We start from the raw sequence: 24,783 nt of genomic DNA, 5'->3' as shown, positions 1-24,783 counted from the left end.
GCCGCGTGGTGCGCCGCGCCAACCAGGACGCCCCTACGTCTTCGGCGGGCGCCGGAGAATCCGCCACAGCACCGCGATCTGCACGCTCGCCGCGGTGACCTCGGCGAGGATCTCGCCCATCGTGGCTCCGACGGCCCCGTAGAGCACCGCGAGGATGCAGATCGCCGGCACGCCCACGATCGCCGCCGCGATGGCGGATGCCGTCACCGCGTGCACCCGGCCGTAGCGGATGAGCGCCAGGGGTCCGGTCGCGCGGGTGACGCAGACCAGCGCCAGCACGATGCCCGCTGCCGTGGCGAGAAGGGGATCGATCGCGACGGTGCCGGTGAACAGGATCGGCGCGAACCACGGCGCGATGAGGGCGAACCCGGTGCCGGCGACGACGCCGACCGATGAGTTGAGCGCGATCGCCATGCGCGCCCGCCGTCGCATCTCGCCACGTGACGGCGCGGAGCCCAGCCAGTTCTGCAGCGCATTGGGCACCGCCTGCAGCACGGTCAGCGACATCCGCATCAGGCGCTCGGCGGCGGCGAAGGTGGCGACGGCGGCGGGGGCGAAGATGCCGACGAGCGTGATCGGCAGTGCGGCATACAGCGCGGCGACCGATCGGCCGCTCATCGCCGTGAACTGCAGTCGCATGACGCGCACGTCGTCGCGCAGCGTGAACCTCGCCTTCTCGCGTCGTTCGTGCCGGGCCAGCAGCAGGCTGGCGACCGGACTGAACAGCACCGCGATGAGGAAGCCGGCGGGGATGACCTGCAGGGGGGCGCCGCCCACGACCGCCAGGGATGCGGCGGAGACCAGCAGCGCCCGGGGGATCGCGTCGGAGGTGAGGATGCGCAGCGGCTTGCCGACGCCCGTGAAGTACCAGTTGCCCGACAGCCCCGTCGAGGCGCTGGCGGCCGCCATCAGCGCCGCCGTGATGGTGTAGGCCGCCCCGGTGATGCGGGTGAGGGCGATGGCCACGAGCACGGCCAGCGGCCCGAGGATGAGCAGCACCAGCAGCCGCGTGCGGATGGACGACACGAGCGTGCGCCATCGATCGCCCGGCGCCTCGGCCGCCACGCGCTGGGGGCCCGTGAGCGGCCACCCCAGCTCGACGATGACGCACGCGGCCGACCCGATCGACAGCCCGAGGGCGTACGCCTCCCACCCGCGGGCACCCGCGGTGCTCGTGATGGCCGGGATCGCGATCAGGGGGGTCACCGCCGACAGCGCCGGCACGAGCAGGAACGCGGCGAGGTAGAAGATGCGCCGGAACGCCATCAGCGTTCATTCCCCGCCGCTGTCAGGCGCGCGCACGCGGCGCAATGCACAGAGCAATGCACGGCCATCCCCCCATCGACCCCAGGGCGTTCACTCTGCCCCACGCGCACGATCGCGCGCAAGCCGTCGCTGCGCGCGTGTCGCACGCCGCTCCGGTGCCAGGGGCGGGGTGGTCGCGGCCGCGACCCGAAGGATGCGCTCGACATGATCGAGTGCCGGCAGCAGCTGATCCGCGCATCGCCGGTAGACGGCGTCGTCTTCACCGAACGGGTCGACGATGTCGTCGTCGTCGGGGTCGGCCGGCGCGGGCGTCTGCGGGCGCCTCTCGCCCACCAGGGCGACCAGGGCCCGCAGCCGTTCCTCGGGCGAGGCATCGGCAGCCGCATCCGCCACCCGGGCGAGCTCCTGTGCGTCGATGGAGCAGGCCACGCGCGCGAATTCGCGCAGCGTGAAGGTCTGGCGCAGTCGGCGCGGGGCCGCCTCGACCGCGCCGCGGCGATGAGCGCGGGTCATCGTCACGACGAGGTCCGCCTGCTCGACCAGTGCGGGGACCATCGCGCGTGCACGATGGCGGTCGCCGTCGACCTCGCGCGCCCCGTACTCCCGCGCGAGGATCGCCGCCTCGCCCGCCATCGCGTGCCCCGTCGGGGCGTGAGTTCCGGCGCTGGCGATCTCGAGCCAGGCCGGATGCTCCAGGCGCGCGGCGAGCAGGTGCTGGGCGATGGGCGACCGGCAGACGTTGCCGGTGCACACGAACAGCAGGCGGGCCCCCATGCGCCGAAGAATACCCGGTGCCGCACCCGCCCGCCGAGGCCCTCTAAGGTGGACGCCGTGCGCATCCGGCTCGACATCGCCTACGACGGCACCCACTTTCGCGGCTGGGCCGCACAGCCGGCCCTGCGCACGGTGCAGGGCGTGATCGAAGCGGCGCTGCACCGCGTTCTGCGCGGCGAGCGCCCACCGCGGCTGGTCGTGGCCGGACGGACGGATGCCGGGGTGCATGCGAGCGGGCAGGTCGCCCACGCCGACATCGACGACGATGCGCTGGGCCGGCTGGAGCGGGCGCGTCCCGCGGACGGCGACGCATGCCGGCAGCTGGCGCACCGGGTGCGGGGCGTGCTCGGCATCGACGCCGACGTGACGGTCACCGGCATCGCCCCGGCCCCGCCGGGATTCGACGCCCGCTTCTCGCCCGTGTGGCGGCGCTACTCCTACCGCCTCGCCGACCGCACCGCCGGCTACGATCCCCTCGAACGGCACCGCACGGCCCGGGTCACGGCCGCGCTCGACGAGGGGGCGATGGATGTCGCGGCCCGCAGCCTGGTCGGGCTGCACGACTTCGCGGCCTACTGCCGGCCCCGCGAGGGGGCGACCACGATCCGCACGCTGCTGGAGTACGACTGGCGACGCGACGCCGGCGGGGTGCTCGTCGCGAACGTCAAGGCCGATGCCTTCTGCCACAGCATGGTGCGGGCGCTGGTCGGCGCCTGTGCGGCCGTGGGGCAGGGGCGGCTCGCCCCCGCCGACGTGATCGCGCTGCGCGATGCGCGGCTGCGCACCAGCGCCTTTCCGGTGCTCGCGGCCCGCGGACTGACGCTGACGGAGGTGGGCTACCCGGCCGACGAGCTGCTGGCTGCGCGCTCGGAGCGCACCCGCGCGCGGCGCGATCCGGACAGCTCCTGATCCATCGCCGCAACCCCTTTCCAGATCGGTCCGCCGTGCCTACTCTGAGCGCATGGGGACCGCTGGGGAGCGTTTTCATTGGATGGACCAGGCTCGGGGAGCCGCGATCGTGCTGGTCGTCATCCACCACGCCATGACCTGGCTCGACGACTTCTCGCTTGCCGTGCCCCTGGCACTGCTCGTCTTCGACGACCTGGTCTCGCCGTTCCGGATGCCGCTGCTGATGTTCCTCTCGGGCATGCTCGTAACGCGATCGCTGGCCAAACCCACGCGCGCCTACTTCGCCGGCAAACTGCGCGGGATCGCCTGGCCCTACATGGTGTGGTCAGTGATCTTCCTGGCCCTCACCGGCACCCTCACCCTGTCGCTCCTGCCGAACGTGCTGCTGTACCCGCCGACCTACCTGTGGTTCCTGTGGTTCCTCTTCGCCTACTACGCCCTCGCGTGGGTGCTCGCAAGGCTGCGCATCCCGCCGCTGCCGGTGGCCGCGGCCGCGCTGGTCGCCGCCGGTCTGCTCCCCGACGCGTACCGGCTCTCGCGCTTCGCCTTTCTGCTGGCGTTCTTCCTGCTCGGCTGGTGGTGGGAGCGCGGCGGCGTCGGCTCGCGCGGGTCGGTCAAGGCGCGCCTGCTCGTGGCGGTGACGGGCCTGGCGATGGGCGTGGTGGTGTCGGGCGCCACCGTCGGGGGAGCGGCCACCCGCTACGAGCCGGCATACGCGTGGGGCGCCATCGGCGCCGTCGTGGCGATCGCGATCGTGCTGCCGCATCTGCGGATGCCGGCGGCCGCCCGCGCGATCGAGTACGTCGGGCGCAACTCGCTCGTGTACTACGTGACGCACTACACGATCATCTGGGCGCTGGATGTCGTGCTGGTCGGGGTGCTCGGCGCGACCGCGTCATGGGCGGTCTGGAGCGCCGGTGTGGTGGTCGCGCTCACCGTGGGGACTGCCCTCTCCCGGGCTCGCACGCGGTGGGCTGCGGCGGCGTGGCTGTTCGAGTGGCCGCGGCGGACGCGGTCGGCCGTTCTCGCATGAAGATGGCCCCCTCGGGATGCACTCTTGGGGAACGGGCATCTCGAGGGGGCCATGAGAAGGGCGAGGGCGACCATGGCGACGCGTTGGGGACCGCTGACGCGCACGCTGCTGGGGACAGCGCCGACCGCATGTTCCTCTCCCTGCCCTCAATCCTAGGGGCCGGTGTGGCTGCTGTCGAGTGTGCCCGCGCTCGCCCGTTCGGGCGTGGCGTCAGAACCAGTGCGAGGCGAACAGGGCGGCGCCGCCGAGGGCGGCCGCGACGCCCGCGAAGAGCACCACCCGCGGCCACGGGGTGCGGCCCCGGGGCCGTCCGCCGAGTTCCGGGCAGCGTTCGAGCGCGCGCTGCGCCTCACGAGCGGTGGTGAACGCGCCGATGCGCGCGCCGCCGCCGTTGAAGGCGACGTGCTCACCGGCCCGCAGCTCGATGAGACCCAGGTGGCCGCGGTCGTCCTGGCCGACGATCAGACCGGAGCCGACGGTGCTCCAGGTCGCCTGCCCCCGGCGCGCGGCCGTCATTCGGCCGGTCGGTGGACCGGTGGGCACGGCAGGGCGCGCGGAATCAGTCACAGTTTCGTCCCCCCGGCATCAACTGCGTAATCACTACAGGGAGCCAACCTTAGCGGGAGCATGCGACATCCCGCCGCCGTACGACGATTCGTTACATGCCCGACTCACACCGGCCGACCACCCCGGCCCGCTTGGGCTGTACTTTGCGGCTGCACTTTTCGGCCGCGGCGGCGCCGATCGCCGCAGCCGCGGCCGAAAAGTGCAGCCACAACGGGGGTAGCCGCCGCGAAGGGCAGGGACGACGGGGGCCACACGAAGCGGCCCCCGTCGAGGGGCGTGGTGTCTGGGGGGGGGACACGCTGAGCGCTCGCGGGGGCCTGGAAAGCGTATTCGGGCGGAGGGGCTGGGGGACCTAAGCTCCGCGCGCCGCTGGGGACGACGCATACCGACGGATGACTCTCTGCCCTTGAGTTTACCGGCGGCAGCGTCCGCGGAACTCCCGATCGGGGCGAGGAAAGTTTCCGCCCGGGAGGAAGCGCTCACTCGCTGGGAGTTCCAGATGAACCGGCGTGGCCGGCGGATCACACCGCCGCGGGAGCGGCGCGCGGGGCTACGCTCGAACATGCCATGAAGGTCATCTCGTACAACCTGCGCAAGCACCGGGCCGCCGGTGAGCTGCTGTCGCTCGCGGATCGGCACGACCCCGACGTGCTGTGCCTGCAGGAGTGCGACACGACCGGCATCCCCCACCGCATCCACGGCCTGCGTCTGGCCCAGGCGACGACGCGCAACCGGCTGGGGCTGGCGGTGTACTACCGTGAGAACGGCTTTCGAGCCCAGCAGGTGCAGGCCATCCGGCTGAAGAAGTCGCTGCACGATCGCGTGCTGCGCCCCGCCGAGGAGCGCGTTCTCGGTGTGCGCCTGCACGACATCGATGCGGGCCGGGAGCTGATCCTCGCCTCGTTCCACGCGGCACCGCTGACGGCCCTCAACTCGCTGCGCCGGCACCAGATCCGCACCGCGCTCGTGGAGCTCGAGAAGATGGGACCGGGCCTGCCCGCCCTCATGGTCGGCGACTACAACTACCCCGTCTTCAAGGAGGCGCTCGGGCAGAAGGTGCGTGATCAGGGGTACGAGCTGTCGCTGAGCGACGCACGAACCTACACCCGCTACCGGTTCTTCCGCGGCCACTACGACTTCGCGACGTCGGTCGGATTCGACATCGAGGGCGTGCGCACTCTGGCGCAGGGCCGGTCGGATCACAAGCCGATCCTCGTGACGGCGTCGCCCGGCAGCGTGCCGTTCGAGCCGGAGGCCGTGGCCGAGGACGATGCGCCGGCGGCGGCAGGGTAAGATCGCCGGAACCGCGGTCTGTCCGACCGTGGTCAGCCTGCGCATCGACCCTCTGGGGAGGACCCGTGCCCACTGCCGCCGACGCGCGCGTGCGGCGTGCCCGCGTCGCAGTGGCGGTCGTCTTCTACTCCGTGGCCCTCGGCGGCATCGCCCTCTGGCCGACCCACGTCGACGAGCCCGCGAGCGGGGTGATCACGACGCTGGTGGATGCGGTGCCGCTGCTGACCTACGGCCGACTTGAGTTCGCCGCGAACATCGCGCTGTTCGTGCCGTTCGGCTACCTGTTCGCGCTGTCGCTGCCGCGGTGGGGTCCGCTCGTCGTGCCGCTCGGGCTCGCCGCCTCGCTGGGGATCGAGGGCTGGCAGTCGCTGGGCGAGGGGCGTACCGCGAGCATGCTCGATGTCATCGCGAACACCGCGGGCGCCGCGCTCGGGCTCGCCGCCGCGCTCGCCGTGGGGGCGGGCCGCGGCTGGATCGCGCGGAGGTCGCCGCGAGCGTGAGGGAACGGGACGAGACGCGGTGGCGTCATCTGCGGGGAACGGCGCGCGGCACGCAATTCGGGGAGCGGATCGACGACCTGCTGGCGGACGTGGGCGCCGCGCATTTGATCTCGGGTCACGTGTTCGCGACGAACTGCTGGGTGCCGCACGGAGCCGAAGGAGCCGCCGACATCACGTGGCGCGCGCTGCCCGGGATGGCGCTCATCCGCCTCGACCTGCCCGAGCTGATCCGGCGCTGGCCGCCGACCGAGAGGGTGAACTACATGCACATCGGGCTGGTCGAGCAGGGTCGCATCGAACTGCGCACCCGTCGGCGCCGGGACGTGTACGGTCCCGGCGAGGCCTACCTCTTTCCCCGCTGGGACTGGGTGCGCCTGCATGCGGCCCCCGGGACGCGCGTGCTGAACATCAGCGGCCGGCGCGACCGGCTGGCACGTGAGGGCGCCCCGCACGTCGCCGAGCACATCCTCGGGTATCCCGGCGATCTGCAGCGGCAGTTCTTCGCGCTCGCGGACCAGGCGCTCGCGACACCGCCGTTGCACGCGGCATCCGATGAGATCACCGAAGCGGCGCTTGCGGCGCTGATGGCGGGGATGCTGCGCACCTCCGTGCCCGCGGATGCCGCGGGGGAGCCGGCCGGCGCTCTCGTGCGGCGCGCGCGGGCGCTGATCGACGAGCGGCACACCGATCCGGAGCTGACCCCCGAGTCGATCGCGCGCTGCCTGCACGTGTCACTGCGGCACCTGCAGCGGGCGTTCGCGCAGCACGGGGCGACCGTCTCGACCGAGCTGCGCACGCGACGCATGCGCACCGCCGCACGTCTGATGAGCGGCGGCGTCTCCGCCTCGTGGCCGCGCCGGCGCATCGCGAAAGAGGCGGGCTTCGGTACGCCCCATCGCCTGCGCGCCGCGCTGCGCGTGGACGCCGCGCCCTCTTCTTCGGACTGAGCGCGAAATCGCGACGGGTCGCGCGGATTTTGCGACGGACCGTCGTGGGGAGCCGGTGCCGGCCGCGCGGGGCCGCGGCGTTTGTCTAGCATGGTCAGCACGGAGCCGCTCAACATCCGCGCCGTCGTCCCCAGCGGCGGTATCCCGAACGGTCCCCAACGTACCGGTGTTGCGTGGTGTGGTTCCCCCGTGGCCCCTTCGCGAAGCTCGTCCCCCAAGAGGACTTCGCGAGGGGGTCACTCTCGTTCGGCGAGGGTGCGCGCTCCGGCGGCATAGAACAGGGCGACCGTGACCGCCCCGGGGTCGGCGGTGCCGATGCCCGCGATGCCCATCCGCGCGGCGCGACCCTGGCGAGAGGGCATGGCGATGGTGGCGCGGGCGCCGTCCTCGGCTGCCGTCGCGGCTCGTTCCAGTGCCGCGCGGGTCTCGGTGCCCGCGTGGCCGGCGTGCATGATGGCGGTGCCGGCGGGCACGAGCGCGTCGAGGAGTGTCTTGTCACCCGGTGTCGACCCGCCGCGACGTCCGATGAGTGCGGCCGCCGCGAGGGAGGCGCCCCCGAGCGCGGAAGCGGTCACCGGCTCCGCGCCCCTGGCGGACTTGGCGAACTGGTGGAAGAACATGCCGAGCATGGCGCCGCTCATGCTCGATGTCTCGAGAAAGCCACTGGCCAGGGCGATGAAGGTGCCTCGGAAGGAGTGCGTGTCGGGCTCTCGGAGAAAGGCTCGGGACTTCGTGAGCGCGAACTGCATGTGGTCGGCGAGTCGGCCGTTCCCCAGGGCTGTGTCGAGTGCATCCAGCCGGTCGATGTGGGCCAGGAGGTCGGCATCGAATGCCGCCACCCATCCCCTGGCCATTGCGGCGTCGATCCTGCCGTCGATGGTGCCGTCGATCGTGCTCATGCGGGTGCTCCTGGCGCGATGTCGCTCGGCGCGCTCGTCCCATCATGGACGTCGGCGACCGGACGCGCCAGTCAGGGCACCCTGAGGGCGGTGAACGAGAAAGATCCCCTCGGGGCGCGCTCTTGGGGAACGAACGTCCCGAGGGGACCGTGAGAGGGGCCGCCTCGCTGCGGGGCATTGGGGAGTGCCCCGCCGCACGCCGCTGGGGACGACGCCGGCGGATCTGAAGATCCTCCCGTCCGTCACGCTAACAACGCGCGTTCGTCCCGTCGCGCGGAGGGCGCACAGGTCACCCACCCTTCACCCCGTCGTGGGCCGCTCAGGAGAGCAGGCCCGTGCGCCGTCCGTACGACACCGCATCTGCCCGCGAATCCACGCCCAGGCGGCGGTAGAGGCGATGGATGCGGGTCTTGATCGTGTTGATCGACAGGTACAGCTCGGACGCGATCTCCTGCCGCGTCATGGGCGAGGCGAGCAGCGCCAGCATCTGCCGTTCGCCGGGCGTCAGCGCGGGCTGTGCGGGGGTGGAACGTCGCCCCCCGCTGCTGCTCTCGCTCGCCGCCTCGGGTGAGGCGGCGACCAGCAGCCCGTGGGCGAGGGCGAGGGCGTCGCGGGGCAGCCACGCCGCCTCCGCCGGAGTGAACGGACGTCCGTCGCCGATCAGGGGCCGCAGCGCCTCGCTCGCCCCGCCCGTGTCGCCCCGTCGCAAGGCGGCCGCTGCGCCGATGCCGATCGCGGCGAGGTGCATGCGGCGCAGGTCACGCGTGCGCGCGGCGAGGCGCCGGGAGAGGTCGGCCGCCTCGGTGTAGCCCCCGCCGGCGAGCGTCAGGTGCGCCCGTGCCAGCAGGGTCAGGTCGCACTCGGGATCCGCCCGATCGAGCGCCGCGTGCGCGAGCGCGAACTCGTTGCGCTGCCGCCAGATCAGGGTGCGCGTCGCGGGGATGATCGAGGCGGCGATGCCGTCGCCGGCGATGCCGGGGGGCGCCGCGCGCTCGACGTGGTCGAGCAGAGCGCTCGCATCCTCCGAGCGTCGCTGCTGCAGCAGCAGGCGTGCCTGCAGCCAGAGCGCGAACGGCCACATCTCGCGCAGCGACGAGGTGAACACGTCGTCGTCGTCGCCCACGGACTCGGTGCCGTCGGGGGCGCCGCCGCGGCTGTCGTCGAGGGCGAGATGGGCGAGCCGGGCGGTCGCGGCGACCTCGGGCTCGGACCAGGACTGGCTCGGCGGTGTCGCGGCGACGGCACGCAGGTGCCAGGGCGCGACCCCGGCGTCGCCGACGAATGCATGCAGCAGGGCGAGCTTGGCGTGCGCGTCGCGCTCGATGTTGCCGAGGTGCCGGGGCGAGCGCCAGAAGGTCGCCCGGCCCAGGTGCAGGGCGGCGTCACCGAAGTCGCCGGCGAGCAGCGTGGTCACGCCCCGCTGCAGCGCGAGGTACGGGCGCCACCCGTGGGTGTTGTCGAACAGCGACGTCGCGGCGCTGAGCGGTGCGTCGGCGATCTGCGCCGCATGCCGCAGCGCCGCCCGTGGCTGGCCGGCGGCTCGCAGGAGCGCGGCATCCACCGTGTCGAAGATGCCCTGCGCCGCCACCGCGTGCGGGGGATGCGGCGGGCGTGCGGCCGGCCACGGCCCGGTGCCGTCGCCGCCGGCGAGGGTGTGCAGCGCGCAGGGGATGACCCGGGCGCATCGCACCTCGGGGTCGATGCGGGAGAGCACGCGGTGCAGCTCGTCAGGCGGTATCAGGCACCAGTACTCGACCGGCCGCTCGCACATGTCGTCGAGCAGGTGGGGGGAGTCGAGGTCGAGGTGCGCGGGGGTCGATCCGCCGCCCACCCCCGACCAGGTGCTCCCCATCTCGTTCTGTCCCCCACCTATCGCGCGACCGCCCGTTCAAGACACAGCGCCCCCGGTGCCTCGTGGTCGAGACGCCGAGGGCGCTGTGATCAGGCGTTGATGATCAGCTGTGCTGGCGCTGACGGCGCACCGTCGTCGCGACGACGACCGCGCCGCCGGCCAGGAGCAGGGCGCCGCCGCCGACCCACAGGCCGAGCATGAGGGCGCCGTCGCTGCCGGTGTTCGGGAGCGACCCGGTGCCGCCGCTGCTGGCGGCGATGGTGATGGTGTAGGGCTCAGCGGAAGCCGAATCCGAGAACGCCTCAAGCGTGTAGGTGCCGGTCGCGTTGGCGGGGAGGGTGACGCTCACGGACGCGCTGCCGTCGGCGTCGGCGGTCTTGACGGTGGTCTTCGTCTCGATCGCGGTCTTGACGACCGTCGCGAGCGTGGCGGCGCTGGCATTCTCACCCGTGAGAGTGAAGGTCACGTCTTCGTTGGCGGCGAAGCCAGTGAAGGGTACCGTCACGGTGCCCCCCGGGACAGCGCTGGTGGAGTTGTCTGCAGGTCCGCTCGGGGTGTAGGCGCTGGCTGCGGCGGGTGCGGCGACGGCGAGTGCGCCGGCGAGCACGATGGCGGCCGCGGCCTTCTTGAGTGAGAACTTCATGATCGGTGTTTTCCCTTTTCCGTCTGATCGATGTCAGCCATGTGTGTCGGGCCGAGGGGACTCCCATCCCCGCAGGCCCGGGGAAAAGATCCAGCCGTCGCGCGACCCCCAGTGACCACCCCCGTCGCAGTCAGTATTCAGCATTCATGCAGGTTTCGCCAACTCCTCACGTTTCACAGCGGTAACAAACGGGTGACGTCTTGGGGGATGGGGGCGATTCCGCCCGGGGAAGGGTGAGAAGAGGGTGACGCGCGCGGCCCGCCATTGCGGGGCCGCCACATGCACGCCTACGTTGAGCGACGCAACACCCGAACCCGAGCGCACGGGGGAGTCGATGGGGCAGGACCGCCCGTCGGCGAGGCTTCTCGGGCGGTGGCGATCTTTGCCCGAAGTCGTCACCGCCCGGGGGTCGGCGCACGTGTGTGCATCGCGCCCCCGGCTTCGAAGAACAGAGCGACGACGACCGCTCCCGGGTCCGCGACGCCGAGGCCGCCGTCTGCGTCGAGCGGCGCCGGTGCGGCAGCGAAGCGTGGGGGCAGGGCCTCGGTGGCGCGGGCACCCTCCCGTGCCGCGTCGCCGGCCACCGCGAGTGCGGGGACCGCGCGGACCCCCGCCGCCGCGGCATCCGCCAGTCGTGCGCCCGTCGGTGCGAGGGCGTCGAGCAGGGTCTTGTCGCCCAGGCGCGCCCCCGTACGTCGGCTGATGGTCTTCTCGGCCGTACGCACCGAGCTCGCGAGCGTGGCCGTGTTCGCCGCTTCGTCGTCGCGCACCTCGCGGGCCAGGGCGTGGAACAGGATGCCGAAGGCGGCTCCGGCCAGGGAGTCGGTCTCGACGAAGCTCCGCGCCAGCGCCGTGAAGACGTCGTGGAATGTCGCCGACTCTCGCGGGGGAGTGAAGGAGCGCCCGGAGCTGAACACCTCGCCGAGCCGGGTGTCGAGGCCGGGGTACCCGAGCCGCTCGCCCATCGCCGCGATCGTGGCGCCCTCGGCCCGCACCTGGGTCTCGAAGGCCGAGACCCAGGTCAGCGCGCCCGTGCCGTCGATCATGCGTGCATCCTTCGTCTCGCGCGCCCTCGGTCGGGCCACGCTCCTGAGAGTAGCGACCGGCGAGACACCGTGCAGCGACCGGCGTCGCGTGCACAACTGCGGGCGGCGGCGCCGACACCCCGGGCGGTGAGCGGATGCCGCGGCGTGGCGCCCGCGGCATCCGCAGTTGTGCACGGCTGTGCGGGCGGCGCTCGAACGATTCGTCGGGGGTCGGGTAGCGGACTATTCCTGGCACATCGGCAGTGGTGTTGGCTCGCCGCTACCGGGTGCACTACGGAGGCGTGCCGATCGGCCTCGGGTCACCCATGTGCGGGGGGCGCCGGGGCGCCGGCGCGGTCCCGCTTCTTCGCCGCCCGGCGGTAGCCGTGCAGAACCGTCTCGGTGTAGCCGTTCGAGTGCGCCGTCCCACCGAAGACCAGGGCCAGGGCCGCGTGGTAGGCCACGCTCTCGGAGAGATCCGCGGTCATCGGGCGGTAGCCGGCGAGCCCCGCGTTCTGGGCATCGACGACGGCGGCCATCCGCTCCATGGCGGTGCGCACCTCTTCGGCTGACACGACACCGTGCACGAGCCAGTTCGCGATGTGCTGACTCGAGATGCGCAGTGTCGCGCGGTCTTCCATGAGACCCACGCCGTCGATGTCGGGCACGGTCGAACATCCGACGCCCTGATCCACCCAGCGCACCACGTAGCCGAGGATGGACTGCAGGTTGTTCTCGAGTTCGCCGCGGATGCTGTCGGCCGTCCACGTCGCCGGATCGCCGACCGGGATGGTCAGCAGGTCGTCGAGGGGATCGACCCCCTCGTGCTGCAGCGCCCTCTGTCGGTCGAAGACATCCACCCGCAGGTAGTGCAGGGCATGAAGCGTGGCCGCCGTGGGGGAGGGAACCCACGCGGTGCTCGCGCCGGCGAGCGGATGGGTGATCTTCTCCGTGAGCATTGCCGACATGCGGTCCGGCATCGCCCACATCCCCTTGCCGATCTGAGCGCGGCCGGCGAAGCCCGCGGCAAGGCCGATCGTGACGTTGCGGCGCTCGTACGCCCGCATCCAGCTCTGGTCTCGCAGCTGCCCTTTCGGCAGGAACGGACCCGCCTGCATCGAGGTGTGGATCTCGTCGCCCGAGCGGTCGAGGAAGCCGGTGTTGATGAAGGCCAGGCGGGAGGACGCCTGCGACAGGCAGGCGGCGAGGTTGGCCGATGTGCGCCGCTCCTCGTCCATCAGGCCCAGCTTGAGGGTCTCGGTCGGAAGCCCGAGGAGCTGCTCGACACGGCCGAGGAGGTCGACGATGAACGACACCTCGACCGGACCGTGCAGCTTGGGCATCACGATCGTGAGTGCGGCTGAGGGCTCGGTGTCGTCGACGGACGAAAGCAGGCGCTGCCGGGCGCAGAGTGTCGTGACCACCGCATCGAGGATCGTCTCGCTGACGGGCTCGCCGTCGGCATCCAGGATCGCATCCGTGCTCATGTGCAGACCGACGTTGCGCACCAGCATGAGGGCGCGGCCCGGTACGGCGAGCGGCTCGCCGGCCGGGTCGACGTAGTGGCGGTCGTCGGCGAGCGCGCGCTCGACGACGCGGCCCTGCTTCTCGAACGTGTGGGTGAGGTCACCGCGGTTCAGGCCCAGCCAGACGCGATAGGCGGCGACCTTGTCCTCGGCATCGACGACGGCGACGGAGTCCTCGAAATCGACGATCGTGCTCAGCGCGGATTCGACGTGCACGTCATCGAGCGAGGCCGTGTCGCGGGACCCCACAGCGGCATCCGCGTCGAACCGCAGCTCGAGATGCAGGCCGTGGCGTACGAGCAGGACCGCACTCGGCTGCTCGGGACGTCCGCGGAATCCGCGGAGCTGCCCCGCATCCGCCAGGGTCGTCGTGCGACCGTCGTCGAGTGTGACCCGGAGGGCGCCGTCGGCGACCGCGTAGGCGCGGGAACGCGCGTGGCTGCCCTCGGCCAGGGGCACGACCTCGTCGAGCAGCTCCCGCACGTGCGCCACGACCTCGTCGCCACGCGCGACGTCGTAGCCCGTCGCGGTCGGATCGGGCGGGAGGATCGCATCCGTGCCGTACAGGGCGTCGTAGAGCGACCCCCACCGCGCGTTCACGGCGTTGAGTGCGTAACGCGGATTGGTGACGGGCACGACCAGCTGGGGGCCGGCCATCGTGCTGAGCTCGGCGGCCACGTGGGTGGTTGTGAGCGGCGCGGGCGCGTCGTCGTGCGGCACGAGATAGCCGATGTCCGACAGATGCGCGCGGTACTCCTGCAGATCGCCGCCGTGCGTCTCGTCGCGGTGGGCGCGGTGCCACGCGTCGAGGGACTGCTGGAGTCTGTCTCGTTCGGCGAGCAGCGACGCACGTCGTGGCGCGAGGTCGCGGATGGCGCTCGCGACACCGGCCCAGAACTCGCCCGGGGACGTTCCCGCGTCGAGCGCCTCGTCGGAGATGAAATCGAAGAGGGGACGGGCGATGCGCAGTCCCCCCGCGTGGATGTAATCGGTCATGAACGCGCGTCTTTCAAGGGTGTGCCGTCGGTGCCCAGCTCATCGCGCCACGATCGCGACGCCACCCAGCCGAAGAGCCGGGCGGCCTTGGACGAATCGATCCCGCTCGCATCCACCCGCGACACCGGGCGGCGTTCGACGGTCGGATGCAGGCGCTCCACGTCGGCGAGCAGGTCACGGCCACCGATGTTGTCGGCGGCGGCCGCGTAGACGACCTCGTGGCCGGGCGTGGGGTGGGTCAGGCTTGCGACGGCGAGATCGGCGAGGTCGCGCACGTCGATGTACGACCAGAACACCGCGCTCGGAAGATCGGGATCCTCGAAGAACGGGCGGAGGTTGGCCGCGTAGGTGTCGGGGGTGAGCACCCAGGTCGGGCGGATCGACACCGCGCTCGCGTCGGTGCGCGCCACGAACCCGTCGCACAGGATCTCGGACACGCGCTTGGACATGCCGTACGCATCGTGTGCCAGATCGGGATGGGACTCGTCGATCGGGCAGAAGCGCGCGAGGAACGGGCGGTGGGCCCACGTCATGCCCGACACCGAGTCGCTGGACATGTTGATCAGGCGCGGGATGCCGCTGGCGATCATCGCCTCGATGACGTTGAAGGTCGATGCGACGTTGGTGGAGAAGACCGTGTGGGCGACGTTCTTCGTCGGCTCGGGAATGCCCGCGGTGTGCACGACCGCGTCGACGTCGTGCACGACGGCGTACGCGTCGCCGGGCTCCGTCAGATCTGCCTGCACGTAGGGCACGGCGTTCGACTCGTGCGCGTCGTAGACGGGCCGGGCGATGTCGGTGGCCCGTACGTCGAATCCCGCCTCGACGAGGGCGCCGACGACGTGGCTGCCGACCTTTCCGCGGGATCCGGTGACGAGCACGCGCTGTGGTGATGACATGGTCACGGCCTCACCGTACTCAGGAGTCGAGGAAGGCTCGGCGGCCCGCCTCGATCACATCGGTGTCGACCTCGATGCCCAGTCCCGGGCCCGTCGGGACGGAGATGCACCCGTCCTCGATCGAGGCGACGTCGAAGCCCGCCTCCGGGGCGACGCGCTTGAGCATGGGGGAGAGATGGAAGGGGTACTCGATGAGGTCCACGCCAGGCGTGCCCGCCGCGACGAGTGCGTTCGCCGCGATCGTGATGGGGCTGCCGTGCAGGTGCATCACGACGCGCGCGCCCCGTCCCAGCGCGGTACGGGCCATCAGCTGGGCCTCGGCGATGCCGCCGCAGATCGAGGCATCGGGCTGCACGACCGAGATGGCGGCGGCATCCATCGTGTCGAGCATGTGCTCGGTGCTGAAGAGATGCTCGCCGTAGGCCAGCGGCACCCGTGACGCGACCGCGATGCGGGATATCGCGGGGATCCGACTCGCCGGCACGGGCTCCTCGAACCAGCTGACGCGCAGGTCCGCGAGTCGCTCTGCCATCTCAAGGGATTCGGCGACCGAGAACAGCTCGCTGCCGTCGACCATGATGTCGATCGCGGGCAGGTCGGTGCGCAGGTCGGAGAGCACGCGCATGGCCGTACGCCAGTCGGGGCCGATGCGCATCTTCACGGTCGATACGCCGCGCTCGAGCAGGGGCGTGAGCAACGCGATGTGCCCGGCAGCACCGCGGGATTCGAGGAAGTGGCTGTTGCCGGCATAGACGCGCAAGCGCTCGCTCACGCGCCCGAGGGCTGCGGACAGAGACTGACCGGCGCTTCGCGCTTGGGCATCACGGATGGCGATGTCGACGGCGCTCAGCGACTGGGCGGCGGAATGGCTGAACCCGAGCGTTCGGGCCACGCTCCGGCGCTTCGCGTCGAGGGCGTCGAGGGCTTCGGGGAATCGCCGGCCGGTTGCGGCGGGCCCCCATACGTCGTCAACGATGCGGGCGAGCACCGTCGGATACGAGATGCCGAAGCTGTCGCAGCTCTCGCCCCAGCCGACGACGCCGTCGGTGGTCTCGACACGCACGAAGAAGAGCGTCATGTCGGCGTAGTCGGTCTGCATCCGCACGGGATACGGGGTGATGGAGGCGATGGTCATGGATGCTGCTTTCGGTCACGAGGCCGGGGAAGGGCGCGGTGCAGGGGCGGTGGGGTGTGGTGGGTGGCGCCGGAGCTCGACGCCACCCACCAGCGGAGTCATCCGCCGTAGCTGATGCTCGGGTCGAGGAATTCGTTGGTGTAGATGTCGTCGGCGGTCAGGTCGTCGGCGATCTCGACGCCGGTCTCGGCGTAGATGTCCGACAGGATGCCGGTCATGCGCTCCATGCGCTCGGCGTCGAACGAGCCGAACACGCCGTCGGTCCCGTCGGCGACGATGCCCTCGTCCTGCATCACCCGGTGGATCTCAGCCCCCAGCTCGGGCGTCACCTGGAAGAACTGGTCGATCTCGACCAGGTAGTCAGAGATCGCCTGGTTCACCGGCTCGGGGTCGTTCATGTAGTCGATCTGCGCCTGCTGCATGGCGGGCACCAGCTGCGCGAGGCAGTCGGACTGCGCCTCGACGACCTCGGGCTTGCCCGACCACGCGGCGGGGTAGATGTCGTAGCCCGAGTCGGCGATGAGGAAGGAGTCCACCTCGCGCCCATACTCCGGGTAGTCCACCATGAGCCGGTAGGGCTCCTGAGTGATGTAGCCCTGCATGACCACCGGCTCGTCGGCGACGAGGCGGGTGACCGACCCGTCGAAGGACCCATCGACCTGGTCCTCCTGCACGTCGCCCTGAGCGATGAGGTAGTCCATGTACGTGGCGCCCTGGAAGTAGAGCACCGTCGCATCGCTCTCGCCGATGTCGGAGATCTCATCGAAGGAGTACCGCTCGGGATCCCACAGCAAGATCTGCGGATTGACCTGCAGCGGGGTGTACACCGCGGTCGTCGGCTGGTCGGCCGAGAGCTTCACCGATTCGTCGGTGTCGATCATCGCCAGCATGATCGAGTCGTCGGAGTAGAGCAGGGCCGTGGACTGCTGGAATCCGATGAAGGGCCCGCCGGATCTCACCTCGATGTTGATGCTCGGGTCGGCGATCGCCGGTCCGGAGTAGATGCCGGCATCCGGATCGGTCGTCGCCTCGTCCGGGTCGATCAGGGCGTACGCGGCAGAGTGCTCGGGCTCGGGGAACCAGTTCGTCTGCAGCACGACGGTTTCGGGGCAGGCTCCGAGAGCCCCCGCGCCACCCGCGGCTTCGGCATCCTCGGCGGTGGTCTCGGGGGTGCTGCAACCGGCCAGGGCGACCGTGAGGGCCGCTCCGGCTCCGACGGCGGACATGAGAAGGCGTGTTCGGGTCATGTGGTCTCTCCTAGGGGTGTCGAGGTGGTGCGCGGTGCGGATCAGGATGCGGTGCGGATCAGGGCGCGGTGCGGATGAGGGTGCGGTGCGGGGGGGAGGAGTGCGGGCGCATCAGCGATGGTCGGGCTGGTACCACTTGCCGATCACGAGGCGCGAGAGCAGGCCGAAGAGCCAGAAGACGGTGAGGCCGAAGGCGGACGCCAGGATGATGGCGCCGTAGAGCATCTCGCCGTCGAGCAGGTTGCGGTAGGTGTCGATGGCCAGGCCGATGCCGGAGTTGCCCTGGCGGAAGAAGAAGTCCGCGACGATTGCTCCGACGACGGCCATTCCCGCCGAGATGCGCAGGCCCGTGAACAGGGCCGGGAGTGCGGCGGGGAACTGCAGACGCCAGAGGATCGTCCACCTGCTCGCCCTCTTGAGGCGGAACAGGTCTCTCATCTGCGCGCTCGCGGAGTGAAGTCCGAAGAGGGTGTTCGTGATGATCGGGAACAGCGAGATGAGGATGACGACGAGGATGCGGCTACCGAAGCCGTAGCCGAGGGCGAAAGCGATCAGCGGTACCAGGGCGAGGATCGGGACGCTCTGCAGCGCGACCGCGTAGGGGTAGAGGGTCGTTTCGACCCACTTGGCCTGACTCATCAGGATCGCGGTGCCGATTCCGATCGCCGCCGCGATCGCGAGACCCGTCATCGCAACGACGGCGGAGGTGCCCAGCTGGGTGAGGAGGTCGCCCAGGTTCTCGACGTCGAGGAAAGCGACGACGAGCACTTCGTGGGGCATCGGCAGGATGAACTGCCGCGACGGCGAGAGCAGGAAGGCGCTCGTGATGTACCAGAGCGCGAGCACCCCGGTGGCGAACGCGAGGGGGAGCAGGATGGACTTCCACGGAGTGCGGGTCATGCCATCGCCGCCTTCAGCAGGTCGGAGATCTGCCCCGAGATCTGGGCGAACTCGGGCGAGTACCGCGTGTGCTCGTCGCGGTCGTCGCCGAACGGCACATCGAACTCGCCGATGATCCGCCCGGGCGCGGCCCCCATGACCACGACGCGCGTCGCCATGTAGACGGCCTCGCTGATGGAGTGGGTGACGAAGACGCCGGTGAAACGCTCGTCCCGCCACAGGCCTCTCACGTCGTCGTTCAGCTTCTCCCGGGTGAACTCATCAAGAGCTCCGAACGGCTCGTCGAAGAGGAAGAGCGCGGGGTTGTTGACGAGCGACCTGGCCAGAGAGCACCGCATCCGCATGCCGCCCGAGAGCTGGTGAGGGAGGTGCTTCGCGAAGCGCGTGAGACCGACCAGCGCGAGGCAGTCGGCGACGCGCCGCGACACCTCCTTGCGGGGCAGGTGGTCGAGTTCGCCGAACAGGGCGACGTTGCGCTCGACGCTCAGCCACGGGAGCAGGGTCGCGTCCTGGAACACATAGCCGATGCGATCGGTTCCGGTCTCGGTGCGCCCAGCGGTCGCGGTGTCGAGGCCGGACGCCAGCCGCAGCAGGGTGGACTTGCCGCAGCCCGACGGGCCGAGGAGTGCCACGAATTCGCCGGGCCGGACCGACAGGCTGACGTCATTGAGAGCGACGGTCCCATTGGGGAATCGCATCTCGACGTCGCGGAAGTCGAGTGTGGCACCGGGCATCTGCTCTCCAGACTAAATATTGACAACATCAATATCCGCTGAAGATGTTTCAGGTGTATTTCCCCTGAATTGCCGTGCCGTGAAAGTCTCGTGATCTCCTACATATGCTCGCTGGCAATATTCTGGCTCGCGTCGTCCGTGCCGAGCTGGGTCACGAGCAGTCGCGCCGGCCAGACGCCGACGATGCGCCATCGGTGGCGCACTCCACCGGCGAAGTAGAGCGTGTCGCCGGCGCCGATGAGATGGATGCCGTCGTCGGCAAGGTCGACTTCGAGGTGGCCGGAGATGACGTAGATGAACTCGGCGCCGGGGTGCTCGTAGTAGTCCTCGAACTCCGTGACGCTGGTGACGAATTCGAGTGGGTACATGGACCGCTCGCCGACGACGAGCGACTTGACCTGTCCGTTCGACTGGGCCGCCATCGACCCCTGGTCCACTCGCACAAGACTCACCGTGGCGCTGTCGACCTCGGCGGCCGATCCGTTCCCGCGCACACCGCCCGAGAGAAGGGCGGGTGTCGTCGTGCCGAGGGCGGATGCCAGTCGATGCAGCGACGGCATGCTGGGGCGGGCTCGGCCGCGTTCGATCTGACTGAGGAATGGCTGCGAGAGATCGGTACGCGCCGCGAGAGCGACGAGGGTCAGCCCCTTGTCCTTGCGGAGCGCACTGATTCGACGCCCCAGTTCGGCGGTCATCCGGGCGTCGCTCTCGTCGCCCGGGATCGCTGCCATGTCACGAGCCTAAAGGGTGCTGCGCGTCCCGGCCGGTGCCGTGTTCCGCGCACAACTGCGGGCGGCGGGCCCGACACCCCGGGCGGTGAGCGGATGCCGAGGCGTGTCGGCCGCGGCGCCCGCAGTTGTGCACGGGGGATGAGCGTCAGGAACGGGGCGCCCTCGCGGCCCTCCGCTATGCGTCGACGAGGAGCGAGTCCACTAGGGGGCGGCGCGCTCGCGGGGTGAGCTCGCGATCGCGCAGCTCGTCCGAGACGGCGTCGATGTCGCCGAGCGTGCCGACGGCCATGACCGTGAGGGGCACGAAGCGTGCGTCGAGAGTGAAGGCCTCGGAGATGATCGCGGCGTCGAATCCGCCCATCTGGTGCGTGTGCAGTCCCTCGGCGTGCGCCTGCACGGTGAAGTGCGCCGCCGCCTGGCCGACGTCGTAGACGGCGGAATTGCGCGGCCGGCCCTGGTCGTCCACCGTCTCGGCGACGGAGACGATGAGTGCCGACGCAGCGCCGGTCCACTCCTTGTTGAAGCCGCGGAGAGCACGGTGGACGGCCTCGAATGCGTCAGAGCCGCGACGTGCGACGATGAACCGCCATGGCTGCGTGTTGCTCGCCGACGGCGACCACCGGGCCGCCTCGAGGGCGCTGGCCAGGGCCTGCTCGTCGATCGCGGCCTCGGAGTCGAAGACGCGCGTGCTCCAACGCTCGGCGAGGACGTCGAGGATCGGGACGTCGGTGGGCGCGGTGCGACGGTAGGCGGTGGCGGTCATGGTGTCTCCCGGATGTCGGTGAGGGGCGATGTTCGGGACGACGCTGTTCCATGGACGACCAACGGGCCGGCCGGGGGAGGTATTCCCTCGGCCGGCGGCAGGCCCCTGCTACTGTTCGGCTCGTGATCGCCGTCGTCGTCCTCTGCGTCATCCTCGGCGCGCTCGCCGTGTTCCAACTCGCGCTCGTCGCGGGCGCCCCGCTCGGAGAGTTCGCCTGGGGCGGCGCCGACCGGGTGCTGCCCCGGGGCAAGCGCATCGGCAGCGCGGTCTCGATCGTGCTGTACGCGCTGATCGCCTGGATCATGCTCGCCCGGGCGGGAGCCGCGCCCGCCCCGGTGCCCGATGCGGTCATCGTCGTCGCCGCCTGGGTCGTCACGGCCTACTTCGCGCTCGGCATCCTCATGAACGCGATCTCGCGCAGCCGCAAGGAGCGCTTCACGATGACGCCGATCGTCGCGCTCCTCGCCGTGCTGTCGCTGATCGTCGCGCTCGGGTGACGTGCGCCGCGGCGGCACTTTTCGGCGTCGGCTGCGCTTGTTCGTGGCGCCGCCGCCGAAAAGTGCCGCCGCCGCGAGGGTTTGGCGGGTCGTGCCGGGTCAGCCCGCGTAGTCGATGAGCTCGGGGTGCTCGGCGTAGACCTCGGCGAGCAGGCTCATGTCGAACATGTCTTCTGCGGCCACCGTCATCCCCGCGGTCTCGAGCGTGCCGACGGTCTGCTCCTGCAGCGTCTCGGATGTCGTGAACAGGCCGTTCTCGGCCGTCTCGTCGGTGACGATCAACAGCTCGTTCGCCGCTTCGGCGCAGAGCAGCTCGTTCGCAGCATCCAGCCCCAGGTCGGTGCCGGTCTGGGCCATCATCAGGTCGATGCCCTTCTGCGGGTCGCGCAGCGCCTCGGTGTAGCCGCGGATCTCACCCTCGAGGAACGCCTTCAGCTTCTCGGGTTCGGCCTCGATCATCTCGTCGGTGGCGATGATGGCGTCGGCGACGAACGGCAGCCCGTTGTCGGCGAAGGCCATGTCGACGGCATCGTGGCCCTCGGCGCGCACCAGGATCGACTCGTTGGTGAGGAACGACATGTAACCGTCGACCTCGCCCAGGATGAGCGGGGACGGGTCGTAGCTCACGGGTACGATCTCGACCTCGTCGGGCGCGATGTCGTTGGCGCTGAGAAGGGCGTTGAACAGCACGGTGTTGACGTCCTGCACGCCGATCTTCTTGCCGATCATGTCCTCGGGCGTGCGGATCGCGTCCTCCGTGTCGAGCGAGAGCACGCTGTAGGGGTTCTTCTGGTAGGTACTGGCGATGATCTTCACGGGCGCGGATTCGTTCGCGATGATCGAGCCGATCGTCATGGCGTCGGCCATGCCGATGTCGGCGGCGCCGCTCAGCACCTCGCTGACGGCCGAGGACGGGCCGGGGACCAGATTGACGCTGTCGAGCCCGGCCTCGGCGAAGTAGCCCTCGTCGACCGCAAGGTACTCGCCGATGAACTGAGAGTTGAGGATCCAGGGCAGCTGCAGAGTCAGGTCGCCGAGCGAGGCGGCCTCTGTGTCCTCTGAGGCGCCCGGTTCGGCGTCGGCCGTAGCGCAGCCAGAGAGCAGGACGGTGGTGGCGAGCAGGGCGGTGCCCAGGATGCCGGTGGCGGTGCGGTGTGCGGTCATGTCGCTCTTCCTCGGGGTGTCGGGTGCGGTGCGGATGGGTGGTCGGTTGCGGTGCGCTTCAACCGGGCAGCTCGGCACCTGACGGCAGGTGTCCGAGCGATTGCACCAGATCGGCGTAGGGGCCGAGGCGCTCGCGCCATTCATCGCCCTCGGTCATGAGGGCCGCGACAGAGACGATCTCGGCCCCGTGCTCCGTGAGCAGATCGAGGGCGGCGCGGGCCGAACTGCCGGTTGCGATGACGTCGTCGACGAATGCGACCCGCGCGCCGGCGACCTCAGGGATGCGGTCGGCATCGAGCGTGAGACGCTGCGCATCCATGGTGGTCGATGACGTCAGCTCGGCGAACGGACTGTCACGCAGGTGCCACTTGCGGCTCTTCTGCAGCACGATGTAGCGGTCGAGGCCGAGCGCCTTCGCCAGCGGGGTCGCGATCGGGATGCCGAGGGTTGCGGCCGTGACGACGGTCTCGACGCTGCGGGATTCGAGCAGCGCGGCGAGCTCGGTACTGGCGCGCTCGAGCACCGAGATGCGAAGGTCGATGGTCATGAGCAGCGCGGCGCGAAAGCCTGGCGCGAGTTCGACGACCGGAAGGTCGACGCGCTGTGAGCCGATCTGTGCGGCGAAGACGTCGGCCACGTCACACCCCCGCCGGCATCGTGGAGCGCACGGCGGCCGGGAGGGCTGCATCCAGCCACGCGTCGACCCCCTCGAGGGGGGTCTCGTCGACGCGCAGTTCGGCGGCGAGCTCGACCGGCAGGCCGCTCGCCGTGCCGGCGATGAACGCGACGGGAGGGGCAGTGGGGTTCCACTTGGTCCATGCCAGCTCGGCGATGGTGCCGCAGCTGAGTCCGATGGTGACCATCGCGTCGGCCAGGACGCCGATGCGATGGTGCTGTTCGTACCATGTGAGGTCGTCGACGAGGTGGTGGCAGCGATCCTGCTGCGCCTGGATCGACGCGGTGGCAGCGGGCTCGCAGACCCCGGACGCAGGACACAGGCCGATCAGTCGTGTTCCGCCATCGGTGAGGTAGCCGTCCATCGCTGCGACCGCGATGCCGCGGTCGGGCACGACGATCATGCCCCACCCGCGCCGGGCGAGTGCTGCACCCACCGTCTCTGCGGCGGCGACGAGCCGCGCGGGGTCGATGCCGGCGGCGCCGGCCGTGCGAGCGATGTTGGAGGGTCCGAGGACCGCGACGACGGGGGCGTCGGTCATGTGGTGCCAATCTTCGTGGAGCTTCGGCGCGAGCGCCGGTGGTGATGCAAGGTTGCACCATTCGTGTTTCGCGGGCGGCGATGTTTCGTTACATCTCTGTTTCAGCGTGGGTGTGGTTGAGGGCCGTCGCGGATGCCGGAGGGCCGGGGTTGGCGGCATAGGATCGCGGTGTGGATGAGCCGACGCTGCGCGACCGCTCGACGCTGAAGGACATCGCGGCGGATACCGGGCTGTCGATGAGCGCGGTGTCGCAGGCGCTGCGAGGTGCCGGCCGCATCAGCGAGGCGACGCGCGAACGCGTGCGCGAAGCATCCGACCGCCTGTCCTACCGGGCGAACATCAGTGCGCTGCACATGCGCGGCGCGCGCACGGGGCTGGTGGGGCTCGTCGCCGAGGTGCCGGATGCGACATCGTGGGGGGTCAGCGATCTCGATTTTCTGGTGCGGTGCGAGCGCGCTTTCTGCGACGCGGCACTGGGTGAGCGGCGATATCCCGTGCTGTTGTCAGGGCCGTCGGTCGCCGGGGCCGTGGGAACGCTGCCGGTCGACGGCGTCGCCGTGATCGACCCGGCCCCGGATGATCCGCTGCTGCGGCTGCTCGAGGAGCGAGGGGTGCCGCACGTGACGCTGGGCCGCGATATCTCGCGGGCCGAGCCGCCCGACTGGGTGGTCGACAACGACAAGCGTGCGATCACCCGCGCGGCGCTCGATGGCCTGTACGAGCGCGGCATGCGCGATGTGCTGCTCGTGACCGCCGACGCGGGGCAGAGCTATATGACGGACGTGGCGGACGCAGTGGAGGAATGGGCCGCCGATCGTGCAGACGTCAGGGCCGACGTCGCCGTGCTGCCGCTGCCGTTCGACCCACGCGATGCGCTCGAGCGCGTGCGCAGAGCGTGCCGCGAGGGCGTCGACACGATCTACCTGGCTGTCGAGGCCGCGTTGCCCGCCGTGCTCGAAGCGATCGCGACCACGGGTCGCCGGATCCCTGCGGACGTGCAGATCATCGCGACGACCGACAGCACCCGGGCGCAGCTGGCGCAGCCGCCGGTCTCGGCCGTCGACCTGCAGCCCGCGGCCCTCGGCGTGCAGCTCTTCGCGCTGCTGGAGGCTCGCATCGCGGGTACCGCCCCGCCAGCAGCGGTCGGAGACGTGCCTGCCGACATCCGGTGGCGCGAGAGCACTCGGCCGCCGGGGCCGGCCGACCCCCGGCCGCGGTCTCGGACGAAAGACCGGCGCTGGAGGTGACTCGCCGCGCGCCGGGGCC

General features: G+C 70.7%; 25 protein-coding genes. 7 read left to right on the top strand and 18 right to left on the bottom strand.

Annotation, left to right across the window (positions count from 1 at the left end; all coding sequences use genetic code 11):
• Positions 1–33 precede the first annotated feature (33 nt).
• A complete protein-coding gene (locus M4I32_RS07200) occupies positions 34–1,266 on the bottom strand; it encodes a hypothetical protein (protein WP_319033804.1) in 1,233 nt (410 codons plus the stop codon).
• A gap of 90 nt (positions 1,267–1,356) precedes the next feature.
• A complete protein-coding gene (locus tag M4I32_RS07195) occupies positions 1,357–2,040 on the bottom strand; it encodes a low molecular weight phosphatase family protein (RefSeq protein ID WP_319033803.1) in 684 nt (227 codons plus the stop codon).
• A gap of 57 nt (positions 2,041–2,097) precedes the next feature.
• Here M4I32_RS07195 and M4I32_RS07190 point away from each other — a divergent pair, with 57 nt between their 5' ends.
• A complete protein-coding gene (locus M4I32_RS07190) occupies positions 2,098–2,949 on the top strand; it encodes a tRNA pseudouridine synthase A (RefSeq protein WP_319033802.1) in 852 nt (283 codons plus the stop codon).
• 52 nt (positions 2,950–3,001) lie between these two features.
• Positions 3,002–3,982, top strand: coding sequence for an acyltransferase (locus M4I32_RS07185; RefSeq protein WP_319033801.1), 981 nt, complete (start codon positions 3,002–3,004; stop codon positions 3,980–3,982).
• A 210-nt stretch (positions 3,983–4,192) separates the two neighbouring features.
• Here M4I32_RS07185 and M4I32_RS07180 read toward each other — a convergent pair whose 3' ends face one another.
• Positions 4,193–4,549, bottom strand: a complete 357-nt coding sequence (locus M4I32_RS07180; protein WP_319033800.1) for a hypothetical protein — start codon at positions 4,547–4,549, stop codon at positions 4,193–4,195.
• Positions 4,550–5,116: 567 nt separating this feature from the next.
• Here M4I32_RS07180 and M4I32_RS07175 point away from each other — a divergent pair.
• The 3 genes from M4I32_RS07175 to M4I32_RS07165 all read left to right on the top strand — a co-directional run bounded on the left by M4I32_RS07175 (position 5,117) and on the right by M4I32_RS07165 (position 7,289).
• The gene (locus M4I32_RS07175; protein ID WP_319033799.1) at positions 5,117–5,842 is read left to right on the top strand and encodes an endonuclease/exonuclease/phosphatase family protein; all 726 of its coding nucleotides are present in this window, start codon (positions 5,117–5,119) and stop codon (positions 5,840–5,842) included.
• Between the two features lie 65 nt (positions 5,843–5,907).
• On the top strand, positions 5,908–6,342 hold the full coding sequence (locus M4I32_RS07170) for a VanZ family protein (protein WP_319033798.1): 435 nt from the start codon (positions 5,908–5,910) through the stop codon (positions 6,340–6,342).
• Positions 6,339–7,289 (top strand): AraC family ligand binding domain-containing protein, encoded by a 951-nt coding sequence (locus M4I32_RS07165; protein WP_319033797.1) that lies wholly within the window; start codon positions 6,339–6,341, stop codon positions 7,287–7,289. The genes M4I32_RS07170 and M4I32_RS07165 overlap by 4 nt, the downstream gene beginning before the upstream one ends.
• 236 nt (positions 7,290–7,525) lie before the next feature.
• Here M4I32_RS07165 and M4I32_RS07160 read toward each other — a convergent pair whose 3' ends face one another.
• The 12 genes from M4I32_RS07160 to M4I32_RS07105 all read right to left on the bottom strand — a co-directional run bounded on the left by M4I32_RS07160 (position 7,526) and on the right by M4I32_RS07105 (position 20,639).
• The gene (locus M4I32_RS07160) at positions 7,526–8,188 is read right to left on the bottom strand and encodes a DAK2 domain-containing protein (protein WP_319033796.1); all 663 of its coding nucleotides are present in this window, start codon (positions 8,186–8,188) and stop codon (positions 7,526–7,528) included.
• A 319-nt stretch (positions 8,189–8,507) separates the two neighbouring features.
• Positions 8,508–10,040, bottom strand: a complete 1,533-nt coding sequence (locus M4I32_RS07155) for a helix-turn-helix transcriptional regulator (protein WP_319033795.1) — start codon at positions 10,038–10,040, stop codon at positions 8,508–8,510.
• 103 nt (positions 10,041–10,143) lie between these two features.
• On the bottom strand, positions 10,144–10,683 hold the full coding sequence (locus tag M4I32_RS07150) for a hypothetical protein (protein ID WP_319033794.1): 540 nt from the start codon (positions 10,681–10,683) through the stop codon (positions 10,144–10,146).
• A gap of 395 nt (positions 10,684–11,078) precedes the next feature.
• Positions 11,079–11,729 (bottom strand): DAK2 domain-containing protein, encoded by a 651-nt coding sequence (locus tag M4I32_RS07145; protein ID WP_319033793.1) that lies wholly within the window; start codon positions 11,727–11,729, stop codon positions 11,079–11,081.
• 299 nt (positions 11,730–12,028) lie between these two features.
• Positions 12,029–14,230, bottom strand: coding sequence for a malate synthase G (locus M4I32_RS07140; protein ID WP_319033792.1), 2,202 nt, complete (start codon positions 14,228–14,230; stop codon positions 12,029–12,031).
• Complete coding sequence (locus M4I32_RS07135) at positions 14,227–15,129, bottom strand: NAD(P)-dependent oxidoreductase (protein WP_319033791.1); 903 nt, start codon at positions 15,127–15,129, stop codon at positions 14,227–14,229. Before M4I32_RS07135 ends, M4I32_RS07140 begins: the two co-directional genes overlap by 4 nt.
• Positions 15,130–15,148: 19 nt before the next feature.
• Positions 15,149–16,264 (bottom strand): mandelate racemase/muconate lactonizing enzyme family protein, encoded by a 1,116-nt coding sequence (locus M4I32_RS07130; RefSeq protein ID WP_319033790.1) that lies wholly within the window; start codon positions 16,262–16,264, stop codon positions 15,149–15,151.
• 98 nt (positions 16,265–16,362) lie between these two features.
• Entirely contained in the window at positions 16,363–17,511 is a 1,149-nt protein-coding gene (locus M4I32_RS07125; protein WP_319033789.1) for a hypothetical protein, read from the bottom strand.
• A 111-nt stretch (positions 17,512–17,622) separates the two neighbouring features.
• Positions 17,623–18,411, bottom strand: a complete 789-nt coding sequence (locus tag M4I32_RS07120; RefSeq protein ID WP_319033788.1) for an ABC transporter permease — start codon at positions 18,409–18,411, stop codon at positions 17,623–17,625.
• Positions 18,408–19,145, bottom strand: coding sequence for an ABC transporter ATP-binding protein (locus M4I32_RS07115; RefSeq protein WP_319033787.1), 738 nt, complete (start codon positions 19,143–19,145; stop codon positions 18,408–18,410). Before M4I32_RS07115 ends, M4I32_RS07120 begins: the two co-directional genes overlap by 4 nt.
• Positions 19,146–19,243: 98 nt before the next feature.
• Complete coding sequence (locus M4I32_RS07110) at positions 19,244–19,876, bottom strand: XRE family transcriptional regulator (protein WP_319033786.1); 633 nt, start codon at positions 19,874–19,876, stop codon at positions 19,244–19,246.
• 175 nt (positions 19,877–20,051) lie between these two features.
• Positions 20,052–20,639 carry a nitroreductase family protein gene (locus M4I32_RS07105; protein ID WP_319033785.1) on the bottom strand — a complete coding sequence of 196 codons (588 nt, stop codon included), beginning with the start codon at positions 20,637–20,639 and terminating at the stop codon, positions 20,052–20,054.
• 122 nt (positions 20,640–20,761) lie between these two features.
• On the opposite strand from M4I32_RS07105, the gene M4I32_RS07100 reads away from it, so the two are divergent.
• Positions 20,762–21,136, top strand: coding sequence for a hypothetical protein (locus tag M4I32_RS07100; protein ID WP_319033784.1), 375 nt, complete (start codon positions 20,762–20,764; stop codon positions 21,134–21,136).
• A gap of 99 nt (positions 21,137–21,235) precedes the next feature.
• Here the strand turns inward: M4I32_RS07100 and M4I32_RS07095 are convergent, their stop codons facing one another.
• From M4I32_RS07095 to M4I32_RS07085, 3 genes are read right to left on the bottom strand one after another with little or no spacing between them, the layout of a single operon-like run.
• The gene (locus M4I32_RS07095) at positions 21,236–22,300 is read right to left on the bottom strand and encodes an ABC transporter substrate-binding protein (protein WP_319033783.1); all 1,065 of its coding nucleotides are present in this window, start codon (positions 22,298–22,300) and stop codon (positions 21,236–21,238) included.
• Positions 22,301–22,358: 58 nt separating this feature from the next.
• On the bottom strand, positions 22,359–22,937 hold the full coding sequence (locus tag M4I32_RS07090; protein WP_319033782.1) for a phosphoribosyltransferase family protein: 579 nt from the start codon (positions 22,935–22,937) through the stop codon (positions 22,359–22,361).
• A 1-nt stretch (position 22,938) separates the two neighbouring features.
• Complete coding sequence (locus M4I32_RS07085; protein WP_319033781.1) at positions 22,939–23,517, bottom strand: hypothetical protein; 579 nt, start codon at positions 23,515–23,517, stop codon at positions 22,939–22,941.
• Between the two features lie 170 nt (positions 23,518–23,687).
• Here M4I32_RS07085 and M4I32_RS07080 point away from each other — a divergent pair, with 170 nt between their 5' ends.
• On the top strand, positions 23,688–24,764 hold the full coding sequence (locus M4I32_RS07080; RefSeq protein ID WP_319033780.1) for a LacI family DNA-binding transcriptional regulator: 1,077 nt from the start codon (positions 23,688–23,690) through the stop codon (positions 24,762–24,764).
• Positions 24,765–24,783 lie beyond the last annotated feature (19 nt).

The sequence above is a fragment of the Microbacterium sp. LRZ72 genome (assembly GCF_033792225.1).
Classification (GTDB): Bacteria; Actinomycetota; Actinomycetes; order Actinomycetales; family Microbacteriaceae; genus Microbacterium.
The sequence above is the reverse complement of the archived record's forward strand: the minus strand, read 5'-3'. Positions and strand labels throughout refer to the sequence as shown.

What these genes read in the sequence shown, in the direction of transcription:
- M4I32_RS07150 (WP_319033794.1), bottom strand. Translation starts at nt 10,683, where the DNA reads ATGAAGTTCTCACTCAAGAAGGCCGCGGCCGCCATCGTGCTCGCCGGC.
- M4I32_RS07110 (WP_319033786.1), bottom strand. Translation starts at nt 19,876, where the DNA reads ATGGCAGCGATCCCGGGCGACGAGAGCGACGCCCGGATGACCGCCGAA.
- M4I32_RS07160 (WP_319033796.1), bottom strand. Translation starts at nt 8,188, where the DNA reads ATGAGCACGATCGACGGCACCATCGACGGCAGGATCGACGCCGCAATG.
- M4I32_RS07185 (WP_319033801.1), top strand. Translation starts at nt 3,002, where the DNA reads ATGGGGACCGCTGGGGAGCGTTTTCATTGGATGGACCAGGCTCGGGGA.
- M4I32_RS07195 (WP_319033803.1), bottom strand. Translation starts at nt 2,040, where the DNA reads ATGGGGGCCCGCCTGCTGTTCGTGTGCACCGGCAACGTCTGCCGGTCG.
- M4I32_RS07175 (WP_319033799.1), top strand. Translation starts at nt 5,117, where the DNA reads ATGAAGGTCATCTCGTACAACCTGCGCAAGCACCGGGCCGCCGGTGAG.
- M4I32_RS07140 (WP_319033792.1), bottom strand. Translation starts at nt 14,230, where the DNA reads ATGACCGATTACATCCACGCGGGGGGACTGCGCATCGCCCGTCCCCTC.
- M4I32_RS07155 (WP_319033795.1), bottom strand. Translation starts at nt 10,040, where the DNA reads ATGGGGAGCACCTGGTCGGGGGTGGGCGGCGGATCGACCCCCGCGCAC.
- M4I32_RS07115 (WP_319033787.1), bottom strand. Translation starts at nt 19,145, where the DNA reads ATGCCCGGTGCCACACTCGACTTCCGCGACGTCGAGATGCGATTCCCC.
- M4I32_RS07145 (WP_319033793.1), bottom strand. Translation starts at nt 11,729, where the DNA reads ATGATCGACGGCACGGGCGCGCTGACCTGGGTCTCGGCCTTCGAGACC.
- M4I32_RS07130 (WP_319033790.1), bottom strand. Translation starts at nt 16,264, where the DNA reads ATGACCATCGCCTCCATCACCCCGTATCCCGTGCGGATGCAGACCGAC.
- M4I32_RS07200 (WP_319033804.1), bottom strand. Translation starts at nt 1,266, where the DNA reads ATGGCGTTCCGGCGCATCTTCTACCTCGCCGCGTTCCTGCTCGTGCCG.
- M4I32_RS07085 (WP_319033781.1), bottom strand. Translation starts at nt 23,517, where the DNA reads ATGACCGACGCCCCCGTCGTCGCGGTCCTCGGACCCTCCAACATCGCT.
- M4I32_RS07135 (WP_319033791.1), bottom strand. Translation starts at nt 15,129, where the DNA reads ATGTCATCACCACAGCGCGTGCTCGTCACCGGATCCCGCGGAAAGGTC.
- M4I32_RS07120 (WP_319033788.1), bottom strand. Translation starts at nt 18,411, where the DNA reads ATGACCCGCACTCCGTGGAAGTCCATCCTGCTCCCCCTCGCGTTCGCC.
- M4I32_RS07125 (WP_319033789.1), bottom strand. Translation starts at nt 17,511, where the DNA reads ATGACCCGAACACGCCTTCTCATGTCCGCCGTCGGAGCCGGAGCGGCC.
- M4I32_RS07105 (WP_319033785.1), bottom strand. Translation starts at nt 20,639, where the DNA reads ATGACCGCCACCGCCTACCGTCGCACCGCGCCCACCGACGTCCCGATC.
- M4I32_RS07095 (WP_319033783.1), bottom strand. Translation starts at nt 22,300, where the DNA reads ATGACCGCACACCGCACCGCCACCGGCATCCTGGGCACCGCCCTGCTC.